The organism is Thioalkalivibrio sp., from assembly GCF_007692535.1.
Taxonomy (GTDB): Bacteria; Pseudomonadota; Gammaproteobacteria; order Ectothiorhodospirales; family Ectothiorhodospiraceae; genus Thioalkalivibrio.
Window position 1 is genome coordinate 1 of the sequence record NZ_REBW01000183.1, and the last position, 20,530, is coordinate 20,530.

Genomic DNA, 20,530 nt, shown 5'->3' on the forward strand with positions numbered 1-20,530 from the left:
GCTTATGGAGTGCGGGAGCTTGCTCCCGCTATTCGGTGCCGGGGATGACCCAGCTCCCCAAAGCGGCGGCAAGCCGCCGCACTCCATAGGCGCTCCGCTTTCATCTTTCGGGGTGGCGGGCTCCGGGACCATGACAGTTAGTCGAATGTCCCCGAGCCTGGCGGGGTTTCGGGCTTTACGCGGCCCGGCTACCATCCGTGCCACTCTTTCTGGAGATCAAGCCATGGGTTCAGCAGCCTCCGGCCACAGCCTGCGCGTGGGCGCGGTGCACGATGATGCCGATCCGGCCTGGAAGGCCTTCTACCCGGAGGACCTGCCCGAGGATTGGCGCCTCGCGTATTACGGGAATTACTGGAAGGATCTGCTGATTCCCGCGGGCGAGTGGGAGCAGTTCACCCTGGATTCCAACTGGATCAGGGACCTGCCCGACGCGCTGCGCCTTTACTTCGAGGTCCCCGATGATCTGGCCGAGCCGGGCGATCCCTGTGCCCGCCTGGCGGCGGCTCTGGGCCCACGGCTCGGTGGGCTCCTGATGGTGGACCCGTCGGTGCTGCCCGCTGGCGTCCTGCCCCCGGGGCAGTTCCTGGGACGGGCACCGGGGCTGCCGGCCAGCGACGGAATCGCGGCCTCCGCGGCCTTTGTGAACGAGACGTCGGTCGTTCTGGTGCTTACGCCGGAACCCGGCCTCGGGCCGCCCGGGTGGCGTTCCCTGCTGGAGGCGGCGCATGCCTGCCTGCCCGCTGCGCGCGAGGCGATCGCCTTCCTCCGCGCCGGTCCGCGGGAGCTGGAGCTGGCGGAGACGATCCTGCGCCTGAGTGGTCTGGCGTGGCGAGGGCGTTGAACGACCAGGTGCTCTGCCGCTGCTGAGGCGGCGGCAAGTTGACTGCGGCCTGGGCTGCTTTCAGACTGCTCCATCCGGTCGAGCAGGAGTGGATGGAACGTGAGTAAGGACCCGGTGTCAGAGACACCGCATGTGGTGGTCGAGGATCTCGTCTTCCGGCGCGGCCGCAAGCTGATCTTCGACGGCCTGTCGCTGACCGTGCCGCGCGGACGGGTCACCACGGTGATGGGTCCGAGCGGTACCGGCAAAACAACGCTGCTGCGGTTGATCGGGGGGCAGCTGCGTCCCGACAGTGGTCGGATCTGGGTCGATGGCGAGGAGGTCGCACGTCTCTCCAACCGGCGGCTGTATGCCCTGCGCAAGCGCATGGGCATGCTGTTCCAGACGGGCGCGCTGCTGACCGATATGAACGTGTTCGAGAACGTCGCCTTTCCCCTGCGCGAGCACACCAGGCTGCCCGAGGAACTGATCCGTAACCTGGTGTTGATGAAGCTCGAGGCGGTCGGTCTGCGTGGCGCCTCTGACCTCAGCCCGGCACAGTTGTCGGGGGGCATGGCCCGGCGCGTGGCCCTTGCCCGCGCCATCGCCCTGGACCCGGACATGATCCTGTACGACGAGCCGTTCGCCGGACTCGACCCGATCACGATGGGCCAGATCGTGACCTTGATCCAGCGCACCAACAAGACCCTCGGTCTGACCAGTGTGCTGGTGACCCATGACGTGGTCGAGGCGATGGCGATATCGGATCAGGTCGTGCTGATCGCCGAGGGACGGGTGATGGATTCAGGAACCGCGGAGGAGGTGCGCGCCGGGGCCTCGGAGTGGAGCAAGCAGTTTCTTGGCGGGTACCCGGACGGGCCGGTGCCCTTTCACTATCCCGGGTCGAGCTATCGCGATGACCTGCTGAACGGCGCGGGGCGCGACCGTGATTGAGTTCCTCTCCGGTTTGGGGCGGTCCGGTCTCCATTGGCTCGCCGTGCTGGGTCGGGCCTCGGCATTCCTGTTCCGGGTGCTGCTGGCCCAGGATGCGGTGGTCCGGCGTTTCCGGTTGACGCTGGCCGAAATCTACTCGGTCGGCGTGCGCTCGATGCTGATCATCATGGTGTCGGGCCTGTTCGTCGGCATGGTGCTGGGCTACCAGGGTTACATCACCCTGGTGAATTTCGGTGCGGCCGAGGCCCTGGGCGGGGTTGTGGCGCTGTCGCTGGTGCGCGAGCTGGGTCCGGTGGTGACAGCCCTGCTGTTCGCGGGCCGTGCGGGATCGGCGCTGACTGCCGAGATCGGTCTGATGAAGACCACCGAACAACTGTCGGCGATGGAGATGATGGCAGTGGACCCGTATCGTCGGGTGTTCGCGCCGCGCTTCTTCGCCGGCTTCCTGTCCATGCCGCTGCTGGCTGCGCTGTTCAGTGCCGTTGGCGTGATGGGCGGGTATATCGTCGGCGTCGGGCTGCTGGGCGTGGACAGCGGATCCTACTTCTCGCAGATGCAGGCGGTCACGGACTGGCACGAAGACGTGATGTCGGGCGTGATCAAGAGCATCGTGTTTGGTTTCGTGGTCACCTGGATCGCGGTCTTCCAGGGGTTCGACGCGGAGCCGACCTCCGAGGGGATCTCGCGGGCAACGACCCAGACGGTCGTGGTGTCCGCGCTGGCCGTGCTGGGTCTGGATTTCATCCTGACCGGGCTGATGTTCGGCGACATGTGAGGCAAGAGGGCTGGTGATGAAGCTGCGTTTTCTGGAAGTATCCGTGGGTGTCTTCGTGTTGCTGGGGATCGCGGCGCTGTTCTACCTGGCCATCCAGGTCAGCAATATCGCCGAGTACCGGGACCGCGACACGTACCATGTGGTCGCGTACTTCGATCACATCGGCGGCCTGAAGGTGCGGGCTCCGGTGACGGTCTCCGGGGTACGCATCGGCCGGGTGGCGCATATCGTCTATGACCCTGAACGCTTCCAGGCCCGGGTGACGCTGGCGATCCAGGCCGGCCAGGACTATCTGCCCGCGGATACCCAGGCCAGCATCTTCACCGCCGGTCTGCTGGGCGAGCAGTACATTGCACTGGAGCCGGGCGGCGACTACGAGATGCTGGCGGATGGCGACGAGGTGCTGTTCACACAGTCGGCCCTGGTGCTCGAGAACATGATCGGCCGTGTGCTGACGAACCTCCCCGGGGATTGAACCTTTGCCCGCCCGCGGTTTCTTCAGAACAAGACTTCGAGGTCATGCCGTTATGAGAAAATATCGCCCTCTCGCCCTTCCGGGCGTCGCACTGGCGTTCCTGCTTCTGTTTACCGCCGCGCCACTGCAGGCTGCGGAGCCGGTGGAACTCGTCGAGGGGGCCATCAACCGCGTGATGGAGACCCTGCGGGCCGAGGAGGCGCGGGCGGAGGCAGAGCCCGAGTTCGTGCTCGAGGTGATCGAGAGCGAAATCATGCCGCTGGTCGATTTCGACGGCATGGCGCGCCTGATTCTCGCCCGCCACTGGCGTGACGCCACCCCGGAGCAGCGCGAGCGGTTCACGGAGGCCTTCCGCGACACGCTCCTGCAGTCCTACGGGGTGCGCCTAGCAGACTACCTGGACCGCCGTGTCGTCGTCGTTCCGCGCCGGTCCCGCCAGGACGACCGCATGGCGGTGGTCTCGACCGAGATCGAGGTGGGCCGCGGACAGCCCAACATCGTCGTCAACTATCGGCTGCGCCCGGTGGACGGGGAATGGCGGGTCTTCGACGTCGAGGCGGAGGGTCTCAGCTTCGTGGGCAACTTCCGCACGAGCTTCAACACCGAGATCGGTCGTCACGGACTCGATGCCCTGATCGCGCGTCTCGAGGCCGGCGACCGCTCACTGATCGAGGAGACCATCGACGATGCGGTCTCTGACGGGAACGCGGCGAGTGGCTGACGCCGCGCTGGTTCTGGACGGCTCGACGCTGAAGCTTTCCGGACCGATCACGCTGAATACCGCGGGTCCGCTCACGGTGCAGGGGCGCTCGCTACTGGCCGGTCTTCCCCTCGAGGCAACGCTGGACCTCTCGCAGGTCACGCGGGTGGACAGCGCCGGAGTCGCCATGCTGGTGGAATTCTGGCGGCTGCGCGAGGTCGCGGGTGCGCGTCTGGAATTCGTGTCGATCCCCGCGGAGTTGCAACCGCTGCTGCAGCTGTACGACCTCGAGGCTGTGTTCGGCACGGGCTCTTCGGGCTGAGCGTGTTCCCCGGTCAGGGGGTCAGACGGCGGCGCCTCCGCATTTTGGGTATCATTGCCGATTTTCGAGCGTGTTGCTTCGGCGGGACGCCTTTCCGAGTCATTCATGGATAAATTGATTGTTACCGGCGGCCGGCCGCTGGAAGGGCAGGTCTGGATCTCCGGGGCGAAAAACGCGGTATTGCCCATTCTCGCCGGTACCCTGCTCGCCGACAGCCCGATGGTGATCGGCAATGTGCCGCATCTCCAGGACGTGACCACGACCATGGAACTGCTCGGGCGCATGGGCGTGACGCTGACCGTGAACGAACGCATGCGGATCGAGGTCGACCCGACCACCCTCACGCAGTGTGTGGCCCCATATGAACTCGTGAAGACCATGCGTGCGTCGATCCTGGTGCTCGGTCCACTACTGGCGCGTTTCGGCGAGGCCGAGGTGTCCCTGCCCGGCGGCTGCGCCATCGGCAGCCGCCCGGTGAATCTGCATCTGCAGGGACTCGCGGCCATGGGCGCGCACATCGACGTCGAGGCCGGCTATATTCGGGCCCATGCCGGCCGTCTGAAGGGCGCCCGCATCGTCTTCGACCAGGTCACGGTCACGGGTACCGAGAACCTGCTGATGGCCGCGACCCTGGCCGACGGTGAAACCCTGATCGAGAACGCGGCGCGCGAACCCGAGGTGGTCGATCTCGCCCGCTTCCTGACGCGCATGGGGGCGAAGATTCACGGCGCCGGGACCGACACTATCCGGGTGACGGGCGTGGAGAGTCTGCACGGCTGCGAGTACGACGTGATGCCCGACCGGATCGAGACCGGGACGTTCCTGGTCGCCGGCGCGATCACCAGCGGCCGCGTGCGTACCAAGAACACCCGGCCGGAACTGCTGGATGCGGTGCTGCTGAAGCTGGTCGAGGCCGGCGCGCGGATCGAGACGGGCGAGGACTGGATCGAACTGGACATGCGCGGGCGCAGGCCGCAATGCGTGAACCTGCGCACCGCGCCGTTTCCGGCCTTCCCCACGGACATGCAGGCCCAGATGATGACCCTGAACACGGTAGGCAAGGGCACGGGCTCGGTGATCGAGACCGTATTCGAGAATCGTTTCATGCATGCCCAGGAACTCCAGCGCATGGGCGCGGACATCCGCATCGAGGGGAACACCGCGATCGTCACCGGAGTCCATGGTCTGCGCGGTGCACCGGTGATGGCCACCGACCTGCGCGCGTCGGCGAGCCTGATCCTGGCCGGGCTGGTGGCGGAGGGCGAGACCGCAGTCGACCGGATCTACCACATCGACCGGGGTTACGAGTGCATCGAGGAAAAGCTGAGCCAGCTCGGCGCAACCATCCGCAGGGAGGCCGCCTGACGTGAACGCGGTGCAAGCGATGACGATCGCCCTGTCGAAGGGCAGGATCCTGGACGAAACGCTGCCCCTGCTGGAGCGAGCGGGTATCGTGCCGGTGGAGGATCCGGCGAAGACGCGCAAGCTGATCATCGGGACCAGCCGTCCCGACGTGAACATTGTCGTCGTGCGCGCTACCGACGTACCCACCTACGTTCAGTACGGCGCCGCGGCGGTCGGCGTGGCCGGCAAGGACGTGCTGATGGAGCATGGCGGCACGGGTCTCTACGAGCCGCTGGACCTCGGCATCGCCCGCTGCCGGCTGATGCTTGCCGGCCGCCCGGAGCACGTGATCGGGGCCGAGCGGCTGCGCATCGCGACCAAGTTCGTGAACATCACCCAGCGCCATTTTGCGGCGCAGGGCCGTCAGGTCGAGATCATCAAGCTCTATGGATCCATGGAGCTGGCGCCGCTGGTGGGGCTGGCGGACTACATCGTCGACCTGGTGGACACCGGCAACACACTGAAGGCCAACGGCCTTGCGCCGCTGGAACTGATCGCGCACATCAGCTCGCGGCTGGTCGTGAACAAGGCGGCGATGAAGATGCAGCACGCGCGCATTCAACAATTGATCGAGGGGCTGCGACCGGCCCTCACGCCGGCGCCATAGCGCCACTGGAACCACGATGACCCATCAAACCGATGATCTGAGAATCAAGGGCATACAGGAGGTCTCCGCCCCCGAGGTCGTGCGCGACGAGATTCCGCTGACCGACACGGCCGCCGAGACGGTGTACAACGCGCGTCAGAACATCCACCGGATCCTGCACGGGGAGGATGACCGGCTGCTGGTGGTTGTCGGGCCCTGTTCCATCCACGACGTCGACGCGGCGCTGGAATACGCGAAGCGCCTGAGCGCGCTGCGTGGGGAACTCGGCGATGCGCTGGAAGTGGTGATGCGGGTCTACTTCGAGAAGCCGCGGACCACGGTTGGATGGAAGGGCCTGATCAACGACCCGGATCTGGATGGCAGCTTCCATATCAACAAGGGGTTGCGCGTGGCGCGCGGCCTTCTGCGCGACCTGGCCGTGCGGGGCATGCCCGCGGCCACCGAGTATCTCGACTTGATCAGCCCGCAATACATCGCGGACCTCGTGTCCTGGGGCGCCATCGGGGCGCGCACCACCGAGAGCCAGGTGCACCGGGAACTGGCATCCGGCCTCTCGTGTCCGGTGGGGTTCAAGAACTCCACCGACGGCAGCCTCCAGGTGGCGATCGACGCGATCCGTTCCGCCTCGCGCCCGCATCACTTCCTGTCGGTGACGAAGGCCGGGCGCTCCGCGATCTTCTCCACTGCCGGCAACGAGGACTGCCACATCATCCTGCGGGGAGGCCGCCAGCCCAACTATGATGTCGAGAGCATCGCGCAGGCCTGCAGCCAGTTGCGCGCAGCGGAGATCCCGGAGGTGGTGATGGTGGACTGCAGCCATGCGAACAGCCGCAAGGACCCGGCTCGGCAGGCCGACGTCGTGCAGTCGGTCGCGGGGCAGGTCGCGGGCGGGGACCGCCGTATCATCGGGCTGATGCTGGAGAGCCACCTGCATGCCGGCCGCCAGGATATCGTCGCGGGCCGGCCGCTGGTGTACGGTCAGAGCATCACCGATGCCTGCATGGGCTGGGACGATTCTGTGGCATCGTTGCGCGTGTTGGCCGAGGCGGCGCGGCAGCGGCGGCGGAGTTGACGTTGTCCGGGCGGTTCAGACCCGTCCGGAGGATTGCGATGGGAGTGTGCATAGATGCCTGAGATACAGCGGCTGGACAGCCGGCACGGGGATTTCTGGAAGGATCTGGACCAACTCCTGCGCTGGGAGTCGGTGGCCGACCACGGTGTGCGCGCCATCGTCGACGAGATCCTTGTCGCGGTGCGTGACGAGGGTGATGCGGCGGTATTGCGCTACACCGAGCGCTTCGACCGACTGCGGCCGGGCACTGCGGCAGAGCTCGAGGTCCCGGCCGACCGGCTTCGGGCAGCGCTCGAACGCATCCCGGCGGCGCAGCGCGAGGCACTCGAGCTGGCGGCGGGGCGCATCCGGCGCTACGCGGAGCACCAGCGGATGGAGGACTGGCAGATCGAGGAGCCTGACGGCACCGTGCTGGGCCAGCGGGTCACGCCGCTGGACTCGGTCGGGCTGTACGTCCCCGGGGGCAAGGCGGCCTACCCGTCCTCGGTGCTGATGAACGCAATTCCTGCCAAGGTTGCCGGCGTGCCGCTGCTGGTCATGGTGGTGCCGGCGCCGGCGGGGGAACTGAACGACCTGGTGCTGGCCGCTGCGGCGATCGCCGGCGTCGACCGGGTCTTCACCATTGGTGGAGCACAGGCGGTTGCCGCGCTCGCCTACGGTACCGAGAGCATCCCTGCGGTGGACAAGATCGTGGGTCCGGGCAACATCTTCGTGGCCGCGGCCAAACGCGAGGTCTTTGGCACGGTTGGCATCGACATGATCGCCGGGCCTTCGGAGATTCTGGTGATCTGCGACGGGGAGACCGACCCCGACTGGATCGCCGCCGACCTGTTCTCGCAGGCCGAGCACGACGAACAGGCCCAGTCGATCCTGCTGTCGCCCGACGCCGGGTTCCTGGACCGCGTCGCGCAGTCGATGCATCAGCTGCTCGAGGAGATGCCCCGTGCGGAGATCATCCGCACCAGCCTGGCCCATCGCGGCGCCCTGGTGCGGGTCCGGGATCTCGACGAGGCGGTGCGTGTGGCGAACCACATCGCGCCGGAGCATCTGGAGCTTTCGGTGGCGGATCCGCAGGCGTTGCTGGAGGCCGGACTGCGCCACGCCGGCGCGATCTTCATGGGTCGCTACACTTCTGAGGCGATCGGCGATTACTGCGCGGGGCCGAACCACGTGCTGCCAACCTCGCGCACGGCCCGGTTCTCCTCGCCGCTGGGCGTCTATGACTTCCAGAAGCGGTCCAGCATCATCCAGTGCTCGCCCGAGGGTGCCGCGGCGCTGGGGCGGACCGCTTCCGTGCTGGCGCGGGGGGAGGGCCTGGTGGCGCATGCCCGATCCGCCGAGATGCGCGGTGAATAGAGCGGGCGGTGAAGTCGCGCGGGTCCGGGCATGACCCGCCCGGTCGACCTGATGCGCCGGGAGGTCCTGGCGCAACCCGCCTACGCGGTGGCCGAGTCCGCGGGCATGATCAAGCTCGACGCGATGGAAAACCCCTATCCCTGGCCGGGCGAACTCCGGACGGCCTGGCTCGAGGCCCTGAGCGGCGTCGAACTGAACCGTTACCCGGACGCGGGTGCGCGCGCGGTGACTGCAGCAATCCGGGACGCGCACCGGGTACCGGAGGAAGCCGGCTGTCTGCTCGGAAACGGTTCGGATGAGCTGATCCAGATACTGATCAGCGCCGTGCAGGCCAGCGGCCGACCGGTGCTGTCCCCGGTTCCGACCTTCGTGATGTACGAGATCCTGGCCAGAGCCGCGGGTGTCCCCTTCGTCGGGGTGCCGCTGAAGGCCGATTTCGATCTCGACGGACCGGCCCTGCTGCGCGCCCTGGAAGAGCATCGTCCCGCGCTGGTCTTTCTCGCCTATCCGAACAACCCGACAGGTCGTCTCTACGACCCCGGGCTGGTGGCGGAGGTGGTCGCCGCCAATCCGGGGCTGACCGTGATCGACGAGGCCTACGCTCCCTTCTCCAGCCACAGCTTCCTGTCCCGGGCGGGCGGCGCGTCCGGACTGATGGTGATGCGCACGATGTCGAAGCTGGGATTGGCGGGGCTCAGGCTGGGCTACCTGGCGGCGACTCCGGAATGGACCGATGCGCTCGACCGCCTGCGCCTGCCCTATAACATCAACGCGCTGACTCAGCGCTCGGTATCGTTCGCGCTGGCCCATTCGGAGTTGCTCGATGAACAGGCGTCCATCCTGCGTGAGCAGCGCGCGCGGGTCTCAGCGGCGCTGGCCTCTCTGGCCGGGGTGCGCCGCGTGATCCCCAGCAATGCCAACTTCATCCTGTTCGAGCTTGCGCGGAGCCGGGGCCACCCGGTGTTCGAGTTCCTGCGGGGCTCCGGCATCCTGATCAAGGATGTCGGGCGTGCGGGGGGAGTATTGACGGATCACCTGCGCGTGACGGTGGGAACGCCGGAGGAGAACAGTGCCTTCCTGGCGGCCCTGACGGCGGCACTGCGTTCCTGAGCGACGCGGCAACGCGCGTTGCCGTTCAGATCGGACGGATGTCGACGGTGGCCTCGAGGTGGATCAGTTCGCCGTCACGCAGGGCCTCGATCGCGATGTCGTCGCCTGGGCGCTTGCGCGCGATGATGTTCAGGGCCCCGCGGGTGCTGTCGACCTGCTGACCATCGAGTCGGACGACCACGTCCCCCGGTTGCAGGCCCGCCACCGCGGCCGGCCCGCCCCTCAGGATGCCGGCGATCAGGACACCCCGGGTGTGTTCCATGCCGAAGGATTCCGCCAGTGCCCGATCCAGCGCCTGCACCTCGATGCCAAGCCAGCCGCGCGCCACGCGCCCGTGCTCGATGATCTCGTTCATCACGTCGCGTGCCAGATCGACAGGGATCGCAAAGCCGATGCCGTGCGAGCCGCCCGACCGGGTGAAGATCGCCGTATTGATCCCGACCAGTTCCCCGAGCGCGTTGATCAGCGCTCCACCCGAGTTACCCGGATTGATCGCGGCGTCGGTCTGGATGAAGTCCTCGAAGAGATTGATCCCGAGTTCGGTGCGCCCGGTGGCGCTGACAATGCCCTGGGTGACCGTTTGCCCCACGCCGAACGGGTTGCCGATCGCAAGCACGACGTCGCCCACCCTCAGGTCCCGGGAGCGTCCGATGCTGGCCGCGGTCACGTCGGGAGCGACGATGCGCAGCACCGCGAGATCGGTATCCGGATCGATGCCGATGATTTCCGCCGGGTGCGCGTCGCCGTTGGCGAGCACCACCGCGATGGCCTCGGCCTTCTCGATCACGTGATGGTTGGTCAGGACGTGGCCCGCCGAGGTCATGATCACGCCGGAACCGAGGCTCGCCTGTTCACGATCCGCCAGTGAGTGAGGGGGCTCGTGAAAAAAGCCGGGCGGAACCTGCTCGCCTGCCAACGGGTGCGGGACCTCGACGATACGCGAGGTCGTGATGTTGACCACGGCTGGCGCTGCACGCGCCACGCCTGACGCGTAGGATACCGGACCCTGAATGCCCGTCGTCGGCTCGGTGGCGTGCGGGATCGCGCCGGCACCGGTCCGCTCCTGGTCGAGCAGACCGGGAAAGAACAGCGCGACGATCACGGCGACCGCGACACCGGCCAGCGCCGCTTGCAGAAGGAAACGCGAAAGCTTCACCATGAAGCTAATATACCATTGCCGTTCAACTTCTTGCCTATGCCCCGCGTCCTGCAGGCCCACCGGGGTATCCCCGACCCGGGAGGTGCATCATGCCGGCCAGCGTCGACCGCGAGACCCTGCTCCAGGCCCTGGACCAGGAACTGGAACCGGGGCGGTTCCAGGATTACTGTCCGAATGGCCTGCAGGTCGAGGGGTGTTCCAGGATCGCCCGGCTGGTCAGCGGCGTGACCGCGTCCCACGCGCTCATCACGGCGGCGATCGAGCAGGACGCGGACCTGCTCCTGGTTCATCACGGGTACTTCTGGCGCGGTGAGCCGCAGCCGATCACCGGCATGAAGCGCCAGCGACTCCAGGCCCTGTTGCAACACCAGATCAACCTCGTTGCCTACCATCTTCCCCTGGACGCCCATCCCCGCCTCGGCAACAACGCGCAGCTGGGGCAGCGGCTCGGCCTCATCGTCGATGGAACGTTGCGCGAGGATGGCGTGGGCCTGGTCGGGCGGCTGCCGGAGGCGCGCAGCGGCCGGGAACTCGCCGACGCGATCGCCGCGGCGCTGGGGCGCGAGCCTCTTTGGGTGTCCGGGGGCTCGCATCCGGTACGACGGCTGGCCTGGTGTACCGGCGGTGCGCAATCGATGCTTGCGGCCGCGGCGGCCCGGGGAGTGGATGCGTTCATCAGTGGTGAGATCTCGGAACAGACCACACACGAGGCACGCGAGATGGGCGTCCATTACTTCGCGGCCGGACACCACGCCACCGAGCGTTACGGGCCGCAGGCGCTCGGCGAATGGTGCGCCGAACGCTTCGGCCTGGAGCATCGGTTCATCGATATTCCCAACCCCGCTTGAGATGGTCGAACCCGAGACCGGAACCAGGGTCCCATGGGGACGAGCGGGTCCTGCCCGCTTCGCGTGATCATCGACCGGTGTTGCTGCGTGGAACGCAATGGGGGCCAATCCTTGACATCCCTTTGCGGTGAGCCCTGACAATTTCCCCGGTTGACCCCATTAGCGTTTTAGGGAATTCTATTTGATTCTACCGCCCCCGAGAGGGTGCCACGGCGGCGTGCAGGACTCACCGCCGGGACTGCCGGCCCACGCCCCGCAGCCGCCGCCGTGAACGAATAGCGATACAGCAGCTGGAGAGAGCGAAAATGGCAAACCAAGGCGTGGATCGAGGTCGCCGCCGGTTTCTGGTGGCAGCGACTACGGTGGTCGGTGGTGCGGGGGTGGTGGCGCTTGCCCTTCCCTTCGTGGCCTCGTTGCAACCGAGCGCGCGCGCTCAGGCGGCCGGGGCCCCCGTGGAGGTCAACGTAGCCCAGATCGAGCCGGGCCAGCGAATCAGCGTCAGTTGGCGCGGCCGTCCGATCTGGGTGGTGCGCCGCACGCCCGAGATGCTGGATCTTCTCCCCGGCATCCGTGACCGGCTCCGTGACCCCGACTCCGACGTGGCCACCCAGCAGCCCGAATATGCCCAGAACCCGCACCGCTCGATCGACCCGGAAATCCTTGTGTTGATCGGCCTCTGCACGCACCTTGGATGTTCCCCGGCATTTCGTCCCGAGGTCGGTGCGCTGGATGACGACTGGGCCGGTGGCTGGTTCTGTGGCTGCCACGGATCCCGCTTCGACATGGCCGGCCGCGTGTATCGAAACATGCCGGCGGCGTTGAACCTGGAGGTGCCTCCGCACCATTACCTCAGCGATAACGTGATCGTCGTGGGTGAGCATGCCGAGGGAGGCACCGCATAATGGCTGGCAATACCGCAGACAAGATCCAGGGGGGCGTACTGGGCTGGGTCGACGCCCGCTTCCCTCTGTCGCAGCTCTGGAACGAGCACCTCGCGCAGTACTACGCGCCCAAGAACTTCAATTTCTGGTACTACTTCGGCTCGCTCGCCCTGCTGGTGCTGGTGATCCAGATCGTTACCGGCATCTTCCTCACGATGTTCTTCAAGCCCGACGCCGAGCTGGCCTTCGCGTCGGTGGAGTACATCATGCGCGACGTCGAGTGGGGCTGGCTGATCCGCTACATGCACTCGACGGGTGCTTCCTTCTTCTTCGTGGTCGTCTACCTGCACATGTTCCGGGCGCTGCTCTACGGCTCCTACAAGAAGCCGCGGGAGCTGATCTGGATCTTTGGCGTGCTGATCTACATTGTGCTGATGGCCGAAGCCTTCGCCGGCTACCTGCTGCCCTGGGGCCAGATGTCCTACTGGGGCGCCCAGGTCATCGTGAACCTGTTCGCGACCATCCCCTACATCGGTCCCGAACTCGTCACCTGGATCCGGGGTGACTTCCTGCTCTCGGATGCGACCCTGACCCGCTTCTTCGCGCTGCATGTGATCGCGCTTCCGCTGGTTCTGCTGTTGCTGATCGTCGCGCACATCATCGCGCTGCACGAGGTGGGCTCCAATAACCCCGACGGTGTCGAGATCAAGGCGAACAAGGACGAGAACGGAATTCCCCGCGACGGCATTCGGTTCCACCCCTACTACACCGTGAAGGATCTGGTGGGTGTGGGCGTGTTCCTGATCGCCTTCTTCGCGGTCGTATTCTTCGCGCCGGAGATGGGCGGGCTGTTCCTGAAGCCCGCGAACATGATTCCGGCGGATCCGCTGGTCACCCCGGACCTGATTCCGCCCGTCTGGTATTTCACCTCGTTCTACTCCATCCTGCGCGCCGTGCCGGATCCGTTCCTGGGTGTGGTCGCGATGGGAGCCGCTGTGGTCGTTCTGTTCTTCGTGCCGTGGCTGGACGGGAATCCGGTGAAGTCCATCCGCTACCGCTCGTTCGCGCACAAGCTGAACCTCGCCGTGTTGGTGGTGACCTTCGTAACCCTCGGCTACCTGGGCCTGCAGCAGGTCACCACGCTGTACGGTGAACTGACGCTGCGCTTCGGGGTGATGTACTTCCTGTTCTTCTGGCTGCTCTGGTTCCACAGCAGGGAGCGGTCCGCGGTGTTCAGTCTCGTCTCGTTCGCGTTGCTGGTCGGGATCTACACCTTCTACGACTTCACGCGGTTCGACCCGGCCAATGCCCAGCTGCTGATGTCTGCCTGGCTACTGCCTACGGCCTACCTGTTCGTCACCATGGTCGTGCCTGTCTTCGCACGCAACCTGGGTCGAGACCGTCCCGTTCCGGAAAGGGTGACCGCCTGATGAAACCGCCGCTGATTGCCATTCTTGCCCTGGCCTTGCTGGCCCTGGGCCCTGTGTCTCTTCAGGCCGCCGGCCCCTCCGTGCCGTTGGATCGCGTGAAGGTTGACTTGACCAACCAGGCTTCGCTGCAGCGCGGCGCCCAGCTTTACTTCAACTACTGCATGGGATGCCATTCCACGCAGTACATGCGCTACAACCGCGTGGGCCGTGACCTCGGGCTGACCGAGAACCAGGTCATCCACTCGATGATCTTCACCACCGACGAGGACGGCGAGTTGGTGAATCCTGGCTCTCTGATCACCAATGCGATGACGCCGGCCTATGGTGAAGAGGCATTCGGCATCGAACCCCCGGACCTCACGCTCGTGGCCCGGGTTCGGGGCGAGGACTGGCTCTACACCTTCCTGCGCGGTTTCTACCTCGACGAATCCCGGCCCCTGGGGGTGAACAACACCGTGTTCGAGAACGTCGGCATGCCGCACCCGCTCTGGGAGTTGCAAGGCTGGCAGGAGAAGCGCGCGGATGCCAATGGCGGGGTCCGGCTGCAGGTGGTCGAGCCGGGCAGCATGAGCGGCCCGGAGTATGATCGTGCCATCCGGGACCTTGTGACCTTCCTTTCCTACGTGGCCGAGCCCATGCAGGTCGATCGGCAGAGGATCGGCATCTACGTGATGCTCTTCCTGCTGATCTTCCTGGTGGTGGCCTACCTGTTGAAAAAGGAATACTGGAAAGACGTACACTAGGGCACGCAGTCGGGCGGGGTCTGCTGCGGATTCCGCCCTCACGCCCAACGCCCACTACCGCATTGCCCCGCCAATCCGGCGGGATCGGGAGAAAGCCATGGCGCTTGTCGCCAACCGACGTTCCGTAATGACCCTGTTTTCCGCGCACAACTGCGTGCGTTGCCACCGTATACGCATCATCCTGGCCGAGAAGGATATCGCCGTCGACGTGGTCAATCTGTCCCCCGACGATCTTCCGGAAGATCTCTCCGATCTCAATCCCTACAACGAGGTGCCGACCCTGGTGGATCGGGATCTCGCGCTGTACGGGACGCACGTGATCACCGAGTACCTCGACGAGCGTTTTCCGCACCCTCCGCTGATGCCGGTGGACCCGGTGTCGCGCGCAGCGGCGCGGCTGGCGCTGTACCGTGTCGAGCGCGACTGGTACGCGGGTATGGATCTGATCGGGCAGTCTACGGGATCTGGGCTGGCCAAGGCGCGCAAGATGATGCGCGAGAGCCTGGTCAATGCCACCGAGATCTTCGACCTGAAGCCCTTCTTCCTGAGTGACGAGTTCAGCATCGTCGACAGTGCCATCGCGCCGGTGATGTGGCGGCTGCCCTCCGCCGGTATTCCCCTGGAGGGACTGCCGAAGTCGATCCAGACCTATGCCGACCGTGTCTGCAGGCGGGAATCCTTCCAGTTGAGCCTGACCGAGGCGGAACGGGAACTCCGTGAATGACCTCCTCGCGTCCTTATCTGCTGCGTGCGCTGCTGGACTGGATCAGCGATAACGGGCTGACGGCGCATCTGCTGGTGGATGCCACACGGCCCGAGGTCGTGGTGCCGACGCAGTTCGTCCAGGACGGAAAGATCACGCTGAATATCGGACCGGCAGCGGTGCAGGGGCTGGAGATGGGCAACGAGGCCATCACCTTTTCGGCGCGTTTTGCCGGCCGGCCGATGCAGGTTCACGTCCCGGTGGGCGCAGTGCTGGCCATCTTTGCCCGCGAGAACGGCCAGGGCATGATGTTCGGCAACGAGCCGGGCAGCGAGTTGACCGAAGAGGGTGATTCCGGCTCCGCCGAACCCTCCCCGACCCCTGAGACGAAGAAGAAGCCGTCCCGGCGCAAGGGGCCGAGTCTCAAGGTCGTGAAGTAGTCTCCAGCGCGTCCGGAAGGCTCTTTCCCGGATTCATGATCCCGTCTGGATCAAACACCCGTTGCAGGCCCCGCATCAATTGCAGCGCGACCGGGTCCAGTTCGCGGCGCACGAATTCGCGTTTCACGAGTCCGATCCCGTGTTCGCCCGACAGGGTGCCGCGCAGCGCAAGCACCAGCGCGAAGACCTCGTCCAGGCAGCTTTCGGCTGCCCGCATCTGCACCGGATCGTCCGGGTCGACCAGCAGGTTGACGTGGATGTTGCCGTTCCCCGCATGACCGAAGTTGACGATGGTGATGCCGTACCGGCGGCCGAGTTCCTGCAGACCGTCGATCAGTTCCGGTATCCGTGACACCGGCACGACCACGTCTTCGTTGATCTTCTTCGGTGCGATGTTGCGCAGGGCCGGTGACAGGGCCTTGCGGGTGCGCCAGAGTCGCTCCGCATCCGCCGCGCTGGCCGCGATCTCGATACCCAGGCAGCCGTCGCCTCCCGCCGCGCGTCGCACCGCCTCCGCGGCCAGGCCGATCTGGGCGTGGGATCCATCGACCTCGATCATCAGCAGGGCGCCTGCGTGTTCCGGCAGCGCGGTGTCGGCATAGCCGCGGATCATCCCGATGGCTGCCGCGTCCATGAATTCCAGCGCACAGGGGGTGACCGGCTGGGCCATGATCCGGGCGACCGCGGCCGCGGCCGCGTGCATGTCCCGGTACACTGCCTGCAGCAGCTGCCGTGTCTCGGGCAGAGGCGTCAGCCGCAGCGTGGCCTCGGTGATCACCGCCAGGGTTCCCTCGGACCCGATCAGCAGCCGCGTTAGGTCATAACCGACCACGCCCTTGGTGGTGTAGACACCGGTACGCAGCGCCTCCCCAGTCCCGGCGACGGCGGCAAGGCCCAGGGTGTTGTCGCGCGGCGTCCCGTATTTCACGGCTCTTGGGCCCGCGGCATTGCAGGCGAGGTTGCCCCCGATCGTACAGAAGGCGCTGCTGGTCGGGTCCGGTGGCCAGAAGAACCCCGCGCGACCCGCCGCCTGCTGCACCTCTGTATTCGTTGCGCCGGGTTCCGCGACCAGCCAGCGGTTGGCCGGGTCGACCTCCAGGATGCGGTTCATGCGCTCCAGCGACAGGATGACTCCGCCGCGGTCGGGCACGACCGCACCGGTTGTCCCCGTACCGCGGCCGCGCACGATCAGCGGCGACTTCAATCTCCGGCACAGCCGGACCAGCTCGACGACGGCCGGCACGTCGCGGGCAAAGACCACCGCCTCAGGCGCGGCATGCAGGCGCGAGTTGTCGGCGCCGTAGGCCCAGCAGTCGGCTGGATCCAGCAATCGGTCCTGAGCCGGGAGCATGTCCTCCAGTTCGCGTTGCAGCGGGGTCGGCATCACCATCCCGCCTGAATTGCATTCTGCAGCCATTCGACCCGGTCACGGGCGTCGAGCACGATCACGTCGAAGCGGACCGGGCCGTTCCAGCGCTGCTGCTGCAGGTAGGCCTCCGCGGTGCGCAGCAGGCGCTGCTGCTTGCGCCGATCGATGCTCTCGGCGCCGTCGGCAAACCGCCGGTGACTGCGCTTGCGCACCTCGACGAAGACCAGGACGTCGCCATGCCTGCCGATCAGGTCGATCTCGCCAAAGCGCCTGCGGTAGTTGCGCCCGATCACGCGCACCCCGTTATGCTCGAGGAAGCGTTCCGCATCCCGCTCGGCAACCTGGCCACGATCGGCGGGGAGGGCCATCATTCTGCCGGCCCGATCACCCGGTCCGGCCGGGCGGGACGGGGCAGACCCTCGTGGAATTCGACCCAGGCCGGATCGCGGATCCAGGTGCGCGTGAACGGCTGCAGCGCCCAGTTGCCGGCGACACCATGGACCGGAAGGTGCGGAGCCCGCTGGTAGCGCGGCAGGTCGGCCGCGACGCGGACCGCATCGACCCCCAGGGCCGCAAACCGCGGCAGCCGGTGGGCCACGGTATCGTCGGCCTCCGGTCCTGTCAGCTCGGCCCGCAATGCGGGCTCGGGGTTCAGCTCGGTGTAGAGCCACGGCGCGTCCGGGAATCGGATCCCGCTCAGGTCGCTGTCGAGCATCGGCTGCGGCCGCCCCTCGTAGGCGTGCGAGGTCGCGAGCATCGGCAGGCGTCCCCCGCGGTGGTAATGCAGATGCGGCACGACCATCCGCAGATCGCGCGCCGGGCCGGCGACGAAGATCACGTCGATGTCGGCGCGGATCTGGGCGTCGGCGTCCAGCGTCAGACCGGACTGGCGGGCGACACGGCGGATGCGGGCCTCGCTGGCGTCGATGCCAAGCGCGGAACCGATCTGCGCGTTGATGTCCGGCGACCTTGCCTGAAACCGGTGTTCTGCGGTGACCCGCCCGTCCTGCAGTTCGAAAGCATCCCGAAAGGCGCCGGCGACACGCTCGCCGAACGGACCCTCCGGGACCAGGACCAGTGCCCGGTCCCGGCCCGAGCGTAGCGCCTCGCCGGCGGCAGCCTGGGCATCGTCTTCCGGCGACAGCGACAGGGCCGCGAATGGCGGAGGCAGCGGCGTCGAAGGCCGGTTCAGCACCAGTGTCGGAACCCGCGAATCGATCGCTGCGACGCGCTCGACGGACTCGCGGGTCAGGGGGCCGATGACCCGGTCGGCGCCCTGCTGCAGGGCATTGCGGTAGTGGGCGTCGGCGAGGTCGGGCTGGCCCGCGGTATCGAAGATCAGCAATGATCCCGTGGCTCCGTGATCGCGGTAGAACTGTGCTGCGATGCCTTCGAGGATGGCGTTGCCGAGATCGCCGAGCGAGCCCGAAAGCGGCAGCAATACCGCGATTCGCCGAGGCGGCTCGGTGGGCCGCAACGTGGCATTGCGCAACTCCGGCAGCAACGCCTGGGCGGGGTGTCGCGGGTAGGCTTGGTCCCAATTCCGCACCGCCTGGGCGAAGCCATCGGGATCGCCCCCGGCCTCGCGCAATCCGAGAAACAGCGCGCTCCAGCCGCGCAAAGCCTCGTCGTCCGACAGCTGTTCCAGCCGCTGCAATTGTCCGGGGGGCTGCGCCGCCAGCAGGCTCCAGATGGCCGTCTGGTTATCGCTCTGTTGTCGTGGAGCAATGAACAGGCCCTGGTCCAGCGTGATGCGTGCCCGCAGGGCCTCCCCCCATTCGCTCCGCCCGGTGAGCAGTTCCGCATGCAGCGCGAGTGCGTCGAAATAGAGGCTCCGGTCCCAGTCGTCGTCCACCGGCGGCAGTCGCTCGTAGGCGAGCCCGGGTTCGTCCACCAGCATCGCCAGGCGTGCGCCCCGATAGCGGTCTGCGAGGTTCCCCAGGCCTTCGTCCGGGAGCAGCGACCAGAGGCGCTCCGCGCGCAGCAGCAGCCCCGGCGCGGGCTCTGGCAGCGCGAGCACTGCATCGATGGCGTGTCGCGACGGTTCGGGCTCCGGCGTGTATTCGGCTTCGATCAGGAGGTTCTGCGCACGCTCGAGTGGCGTGACCTCGACCACCTCGGGCGCGGGCGCCGCAACGGGTGGCGCGGCCGGGCGGGGTGCGGCGCAGGCGGTCAGCAGGCTGCCAAGGCAGGCGAGCGCAAGGATCCGGAGGGGTGCGACCCCGCGCGCGGGCATGTGGGTGTGCGTTAGAGTCACAGAGGGGCTCTTGGGCCGATGAAGGGGGGTCAGTATTGAAAGAGCATCAGACGCTGTCAACGCGCACGGGCAAACTCTGGGTGGTGGCGACCCCGATCGGGAACCTCGAGGATCTGGGGGCACGGGCCGGTCGCGTGCTCGCAGAGGCCGATCTGATCGCCGCCGAGGATACCCGGCACAGCGGCCGGTTGCTGGCCCACCTCGGGCTTCACAAGCCGCTGATCAGCCTGCACGAGCACAACGAGGAGGCGCGGGTGCCCCGACTGGTGGAGCGGATGCTGGATGGGCAGGCGTTGGCCCTGATCTCCGATGCGGGCACTCCGTTGCTGTCCGATCCCGGCTTCCGGCTGGTTCGGGCGACCCGGGAGGCGGGGCTGTTGGTGTTCCCCGTCCCGGGCCCCAGCGCGGTGCTCGCGGCATTGTCGGTCGCGGGTTTGCCTTCGGACCGTTTCTGTTTCGAGGGGTTTTTGCCGGCATCGCCCGGCGCCCGGCGGCAACGTCTGGCGGAGCTGCTGAAGATGCCCGCTACGGTGGTCTGCTTCGAGTCGTCCCACCGCATCGCTTCCAGTGCCACCGATCTGGCGGCACTTGCCCCGGAGCGGGAGGCCTTCCTCGCCAGGGAAATGACCAAGCAGTTCGAGGAGCATTTTTTCGGTCCTGCCGGCATGCTGCCGGACTGGCTCGCCGCTGACCCGAACCGGTTGCGTGGTGAATTCGTGCTCCTGATTGCACCCTACCGGGAATCACCGGGTGAGGCTGCGGAAGGCGGGTTGAATCCGGACGAGGAGCGGGTGCTGGCGACCCTGCTGGCGGAGTTGCCGCTGAAGCAGGCGGTGCGGCTGACGAGTCAGCTGACCGGCGTTGCGCGCAACCGGGTCTATGCGCGTGCGCTCACGCTGGCCGGCTGACCCGTATCTGCGCCCGGCAACGCAGCCGGGCTTGCGTAGTGGCCCCCGTGCGCGTACAAGAAAGGGTGGGAGTCGGCTGGACCGTCGCTGCGCGCAGGCGTGGAGGAAAGTCCGGGCTCCGCAGGGCAGGACGCCAGGTAATGCCTGGGCGGCGTGAGCCGACGGAAAGTGCCACAGAAAACATACCGCCGATGGGG

22 protein-coding genes and 1 other RNA gene are annotated in these 20,530 nt (G+C 66.8%); 19 read left to right on the plus strand and 4 right to left on the minus strand.

What is annotated here, in order from left to right; translation table 11 throughout:
• Positions 1–223 precede the first annotated feature (223 nt).
• The 11 genes from EA346_RS10730 to hisC all read left to right on the plus strand — a co-directional run bounded on the left by EA346_RS10730 (position 224) and on the right by hisC (position 9,595).
• The gene (locus tag EA346_RS10730; RefSeq protein ID WP_296758426.1) at positions 224–841 is read left to right on the plus strand and encodes a hypothetical protein; all 618 of its coding nucleotides are present in this window, start codon (positions 224–226) and stop codon (positions 839–841) included.
• A 99-nt stretch (positions 842–940) separates the two neighbouring features.
• Positions 941–1,774: an ATP-binding cassette domain-containing protein gene (locus EA346_RS10735; protein WP_296758428.1), complete on the plus strand. Its 834-nt coding sequence runs from the start codon at positions 941–943 to the stop codon at positions 1,772–1,774.
• Positions 1,767–2,549 (plus strand): lipid asymmetry maintenance ABC transporter permease subunit MlaE, encoded by a 783-nt coding sequence (gene mlaE, locus EA346_RS10740; protein ID WP_296758430.1) that lies wholly within the window; start codon positions 1,767–1,769, stop codon positions 2,547–2,549. Before EA346_RS10735 ends, mlaE begins: the two co-directional genes overlap by 8 nt.
• A 16-nt stretch (positions 2,550–2,565) precedes the next feature.
• Positions 2,566–3,024 carry an outer membrane lipid asymmetry maintenance protein MlaD gene (gene mlaD / locus EA346_RS10745; protein ID WP_296758431.1) on the plus strand — a complete coding sequence of 153 codons (459 nt, stop codon included), beginning with the start codon at positions 2,566–2,568 and terminating at the stop codon, positions 3,022–3,024.
• A gap of 52 nt (positions 3,025–3,076) precedes the next feature.
• Positions 3,077–3,745 carry a phospholipid-binding protein MlaC gene (locus EA346_RS10750; RefSeq protein ID WP_296758432.1) on the plus strand — a complete coding sequence of 223 codons (669 nt, stop codon included), beginning with the start codon at positions 3,077–3,079 and terminating at the stop codon, positions 3,743–3,745.
• Positions 3,738–4,046, plus strand: coding sequence for an STAS domain-containing protein (locus EA346_RS10755; RefSeq protein WP_296758434.1), 309 nt, complete (start codon positions 3,738–3,740; stop codon positions 4,044–4,046). The genes EA346_RS10750 and EA346_RS10755 overlap by 8 nt, the downstream gene beginning before the upstream one ends.
• A gap of 105 nt (positions 4,047–4,151) precedes the next feature.
• The gene (gene murA, locus EA346_RS10760) at positions 4,152–5,411 is read left to right on the plus strand and encodes a UDP-N-acetylglucosamine 1-carboxyvinyltransferase (protein ID WP_296758435.1); all 1,260 of its coding nucleotides are present in this window, start codon (positions 4,152–4,154) and stop codon (positions 5,409–5,411) included.
• Positions 5,412–5,430: 19 nt separating this feature from the next.
• Positions 5,431–6,057 carry an ATP phosphoribosyltransferase gene (gene hisG, locus EA346_RS10765; protein ID WP_296758464.1) on the plus strand — a complete coding sequence of 209 codons (627 nt, stop codon included), beginning with the start codon at positions 5,431–5,433 and terminating at the stop codon, positions 6,055–6,057.
• A 16-nt stretch (positions 6,058–6,073) separates the two neighbouring features.
• Positions 6,074–7,129, plus strand: coding sequence for a 3-deoxy-7-phosphoheptulonate synthase (locus tag EA346_RS10770; protein WP_296758437.1), 1,056 nt, complete (start codon positions 6,074–6,076; stop codon positions 7,127–7,129).
• Positions 7,130–7,183: 54 nt separating this feature from the next.
• Positions 7,184–8,485 carry a histidinol dehydrogenase gene (gene hisD / locus EA346_RS10775; protein ID WP_296758440.1) on the plus strand — a complete coding sequence of 434 codons (1,302 nt, stop codon included), beginning with the start codon at positions 7,184–7,186 and terminating at the stop codon, positions 8,483–8,485.
• A gap of 30 nt (positions 8,486–8,515) precedes the next feature.
• On the plus strand, positions 8,516–9,595 hold the full coding sequence (hisC, locus tag EA346_RS10780) for a histidinol-phosphate transaminase (protein WP_296758441.1): 1,080 nt from the start codon (positions 8,516–8,518) through the stop codon (positions 9,593–9,595).
• Between the two features lie 25 nt (positions 9,596–9,620).
• On the opposite strand, the gene EA346_RS10785 is transcribed toward hisC, so the two are convergent.
• Complete coding sequence (locus EA346_RS10785; protein ID WP_296758442.1) at positions 9,621–10,754, minus strand: trypsin-like peptidase domain-containing protein; 1,134 nt, start codon at positions 10,752–10,754, stop codon at positions 9,621–9,623.
• An 89-nt stretch (positions 10,755–10,843) separates the two neighbouring features.
• Here EA346_RS10785 and EA346_RS10790 point away from each other — a divergent pair, with 89 nt between their 5' ends.
• The 6 genes from EA346_RS10790 (at position 10,844) to EA346_RS10815 (ending at position 15,799) form a co-directional block, all read left to right on the plus strand.
• Positions 10,844–11,602: a Nif3-like dinuclear metal center hexameric protein gene (locus EA346_RS10790; protein WP_296758443.1), complete on the plus strand. Its 759-nt coding sequence runs from the start codon at positions 10,844–10,846 to the stop codon at positions 11,600–11,602.
• Positions 11,603–11,907: 305 nt separating this feature from the next.
• Positions 11,908–12,504 carry a ubiquinol-cytochrome c reductase iron-sulfur subunit gene (gene petA, locus EA346_RS10795; RefSeq protein WP_296758445.1) on the plus strand — a complete coding sequence of 199 codons (597 nt, stop codon included), beginning with the start codon at positions 11,908–11,910 and terminating at the stop codon, positions 12,502–12,504.
• Positions 12,504–13,913, plus strand: a complete 1,410-nt coding sequence (locus EA346_RS10800; protein ID WP_296758447.1) for a cytochrome b N-terminal domain-containing protein — start codon at positions 12,504–12,506, stop codon at positions 13,911–13,913. Before petA ends, EA346_RS10800 begins: the two co-directional genes overlap by 1 nt.
• On the plus strand, positions 13,913–14,656 hold the full coding sequence (locus EA346_RS10805) for a cytochrome c1 (protein WP_296758450.1): 744 nt from the start codon (positions 13,913–13,915) through the stop codon (positions 14,654–14,656). The genes EA346_RS10800 and EA346_RS10805 overlap by 1 nt, the downstream gene beginning before the upstream one ends.
• Positions 14,657–14,753: 97 nt before the next feature.
• Positions 14,754–15,380: a glutathione S-transferase N-terminal domain-containing protein gene (locus tag EA346_RS10810; protein ID WP_296758452.1), complete on the plus strand. Its 627-nt coding sequence runs from the start codon at positions 14,754–14,756 to the stop codon at positions 15,378–15,380.
• Complete coding sequence (locus EA346_RS10815; protein WP_296758455.1) at positions 15,377–15,799, plus strand: ClpXP protease specificity-enhancing factor; 423 nt, start codon at positions 15,377–15,379, stop codon at positions 15,797–15,799. The genes EA346_RS10810 and EA346_RS10815 overlap by 4 nt, the downstream gene beginning before the upstream one ends.
• On the opposite strand, the gene EA346_RS10820 is transcribed toward EA346_RS10815, so the two are convergent.
• The 3 genes from EA346_RS10820 to EA346_RS10830 are packed head-to-tail and all read right to left on the minus strand — an operon-like array spanning position 15,783 to position 19,425.
• Positions 15,783–17,183, minus strand: coding sequence for an FAD-linked oxidase C-terminal domain-containing protein (locus tag EA346_RS10820; RefSeq protein WP_296758457.1), 1,401 nt, complete (start codon positions 17,181–17,183; stop codon positions 15,783–15,785). The genes EA346_RS10815 and EA346_RS10820 overlap by 17 nt on opposite strands.
• Positions 17,183–17,536: a YraN family protein gene (locus tag EA346_RS10825; RefSeq protein ID WP_296758465.1), complete on the minus strand. Its 354-nt coding sequence runs from the start codon at positions 17,534–17,536 to the stop codon at positions 17,183–17,185. Before EA346_RS10825 ends, EA346_RS10820 begins: the two co-directional genes overlap by 1 nt.
• Positions 17,536–19,425, minus strand: coding sequence for a penicillin-binding protein activator (locus EA346_RS10830; protein ID WP_296758458.1), 1,890 nt, complete (start codon positions 19,423–19,425; stop codon positions 17,536–17,538). The genes EA346_RS10825 and EA346_RS10830 overlap by 1 nt, the downstream gene beginning before the upstream one ends.
• 35 nt (positions 19,426–19,460) lie before the next feature.
• Between EA346_RS10830 and rsmI the strand changes: the two genes are divergently transcribed.
• Entirely contained in the window at positions 19,461–20,333 is an 873-nt protein-coding gene (rsmI, locus tag EA346_RS10835; RefSeq protein WP_296758462.1) for a 16S rRNA (cytidine(1402)-2'-O)-methyltransferase, read from the plus strand.
• A gap of 68 nt (positions 20,334–20,401) precedes the next feature.
• An RNA gene (rnpB, locus tag EA346_RS10840) (RNase P RNA component class A) lies at positions 20,402–20,530 on the plus strand; the annotation flags it as partial.

Excerpts from the sequence above, each read along its gene's own strand:
- EA346_RS10730 (WP_296758426.1), top strand. The coding sequence starts at position 224 with ATGGGTTCAGCAGCCTCCGGCCACAGCCTGCGCGTGGGCGCGGTGCAC.
- mlaD (WP_296758431.1), top strand. The coding sequence starts at position 2,566 with ATGAAGCTGCGTTTTCTGGAAGTATCCGTGGGTGTCTTCGTGTTGCTG.
- EA346_RS10750 (WP_296758432.1), top strand. The coding sequence starts at position 3,077 with ATGAGAAAATATCGCCCTCTCGCCCTTCCGGGCGTCGCACTGGCGTTC.
- murA (WP_296758435.1), top strand. The coding sequence starts at position 4,152 with ATGGATAAATTGATTGTTACCGGCGGCCGGCCGCTGGAAGGGCAGGTC.
- hisG (WP_296758464.1), top strand. The coding sequence starts at position 5,431 with ATGACGATCGCCCTGTCGAAGGGCAGGATCCTGGACGAAACGCTGCCC.
- EA346_RS10770 (WP_296758437.1), top strand. The coding sequence starts at position 6,074 with ATGACCCATCAAACCGATGATCTGAGAATCAAGGGCATACAGGAGGTC.
- hisD (WP_296758440.1), top strand. The coding sequence starts at position 7,184 with ATGCCTGAGATACAGCGGCTGGACAGCCGGCACGGGGATTTCTGGAAG.
- hisC (WP_296758441.1), top strand. The coding sequence starts at position 8,516 with ATGACCCGCCCGGTCGACCTGATGCGCCGGGAGGTCCTGGCGCAACCC.
- EA346_RS10785 (WP_296758442.1), bottom strand. The coding sequence starts at position 10,754 with ATGGTGAAGCTTTCGCGTTTCCTTCTGCAAGCGGCGCTGGCCGGTGTC.
- EA346_RS10790 (WP_296758443.1), top strand. The coding sequence starts at position 10,844 with ATGCCGGCCAGCGTCGACCGCGAGACCCTGCTCCAGGCCCTGGACCAG.
- petA (WP_296758445.1), top strand. The coding sequence starts at position 11,908 with ATGGCAAACCAAGGCGTGGATCGAGGTCGCCGCCGGTTTCTGGTGGCA.
- EA346_RS10800 (WP_296758447.1), top strand. The coding sequence starts at position 12,504 with ATGGCTGGCAATACCGCAGACAAGATCCAGGGGGGCGTACTGGGCTGG.
- EA346_RS10805 (WP_296758450.1), top strand. The coding sequence starts at position 13,913 with ATGAAACCGCCGCTGATTGCCATTCTTGCCCTGGCCTTGCTGGCCCTG.
- EA346_RS10810 (WP_296758452.1), top strand. The coding sequence starts at position 14,754 with ATGGCGCTTGTCGCCAACCGACGTTCCGTAATGACCCTGTTTTCCGCG.
- EA346_RS10815 (WP_296758455.1), top strand. The coding sequence starts at position 15,377 with ATGACCTCCTCGCGTCCTTATCTGCTGCGTGCGCTGCTGGACTGGATC.
- EA346_RS10820 (WP_296758457.1), bottom strand. The coding sequence starts at position 17,183 with ATGCCGACCCCGCTGCAACGCGAACTGGAGGACATGCTCCCGGCTCAG.
- EA346_RS10825 (WP_296758465.1), bottom strand. The coding sequence starts at position 17,536 with ATGGCCCTCCCCGCCGATCGTGGCCAGGTTGCCGAGCGGGATGCGGAA.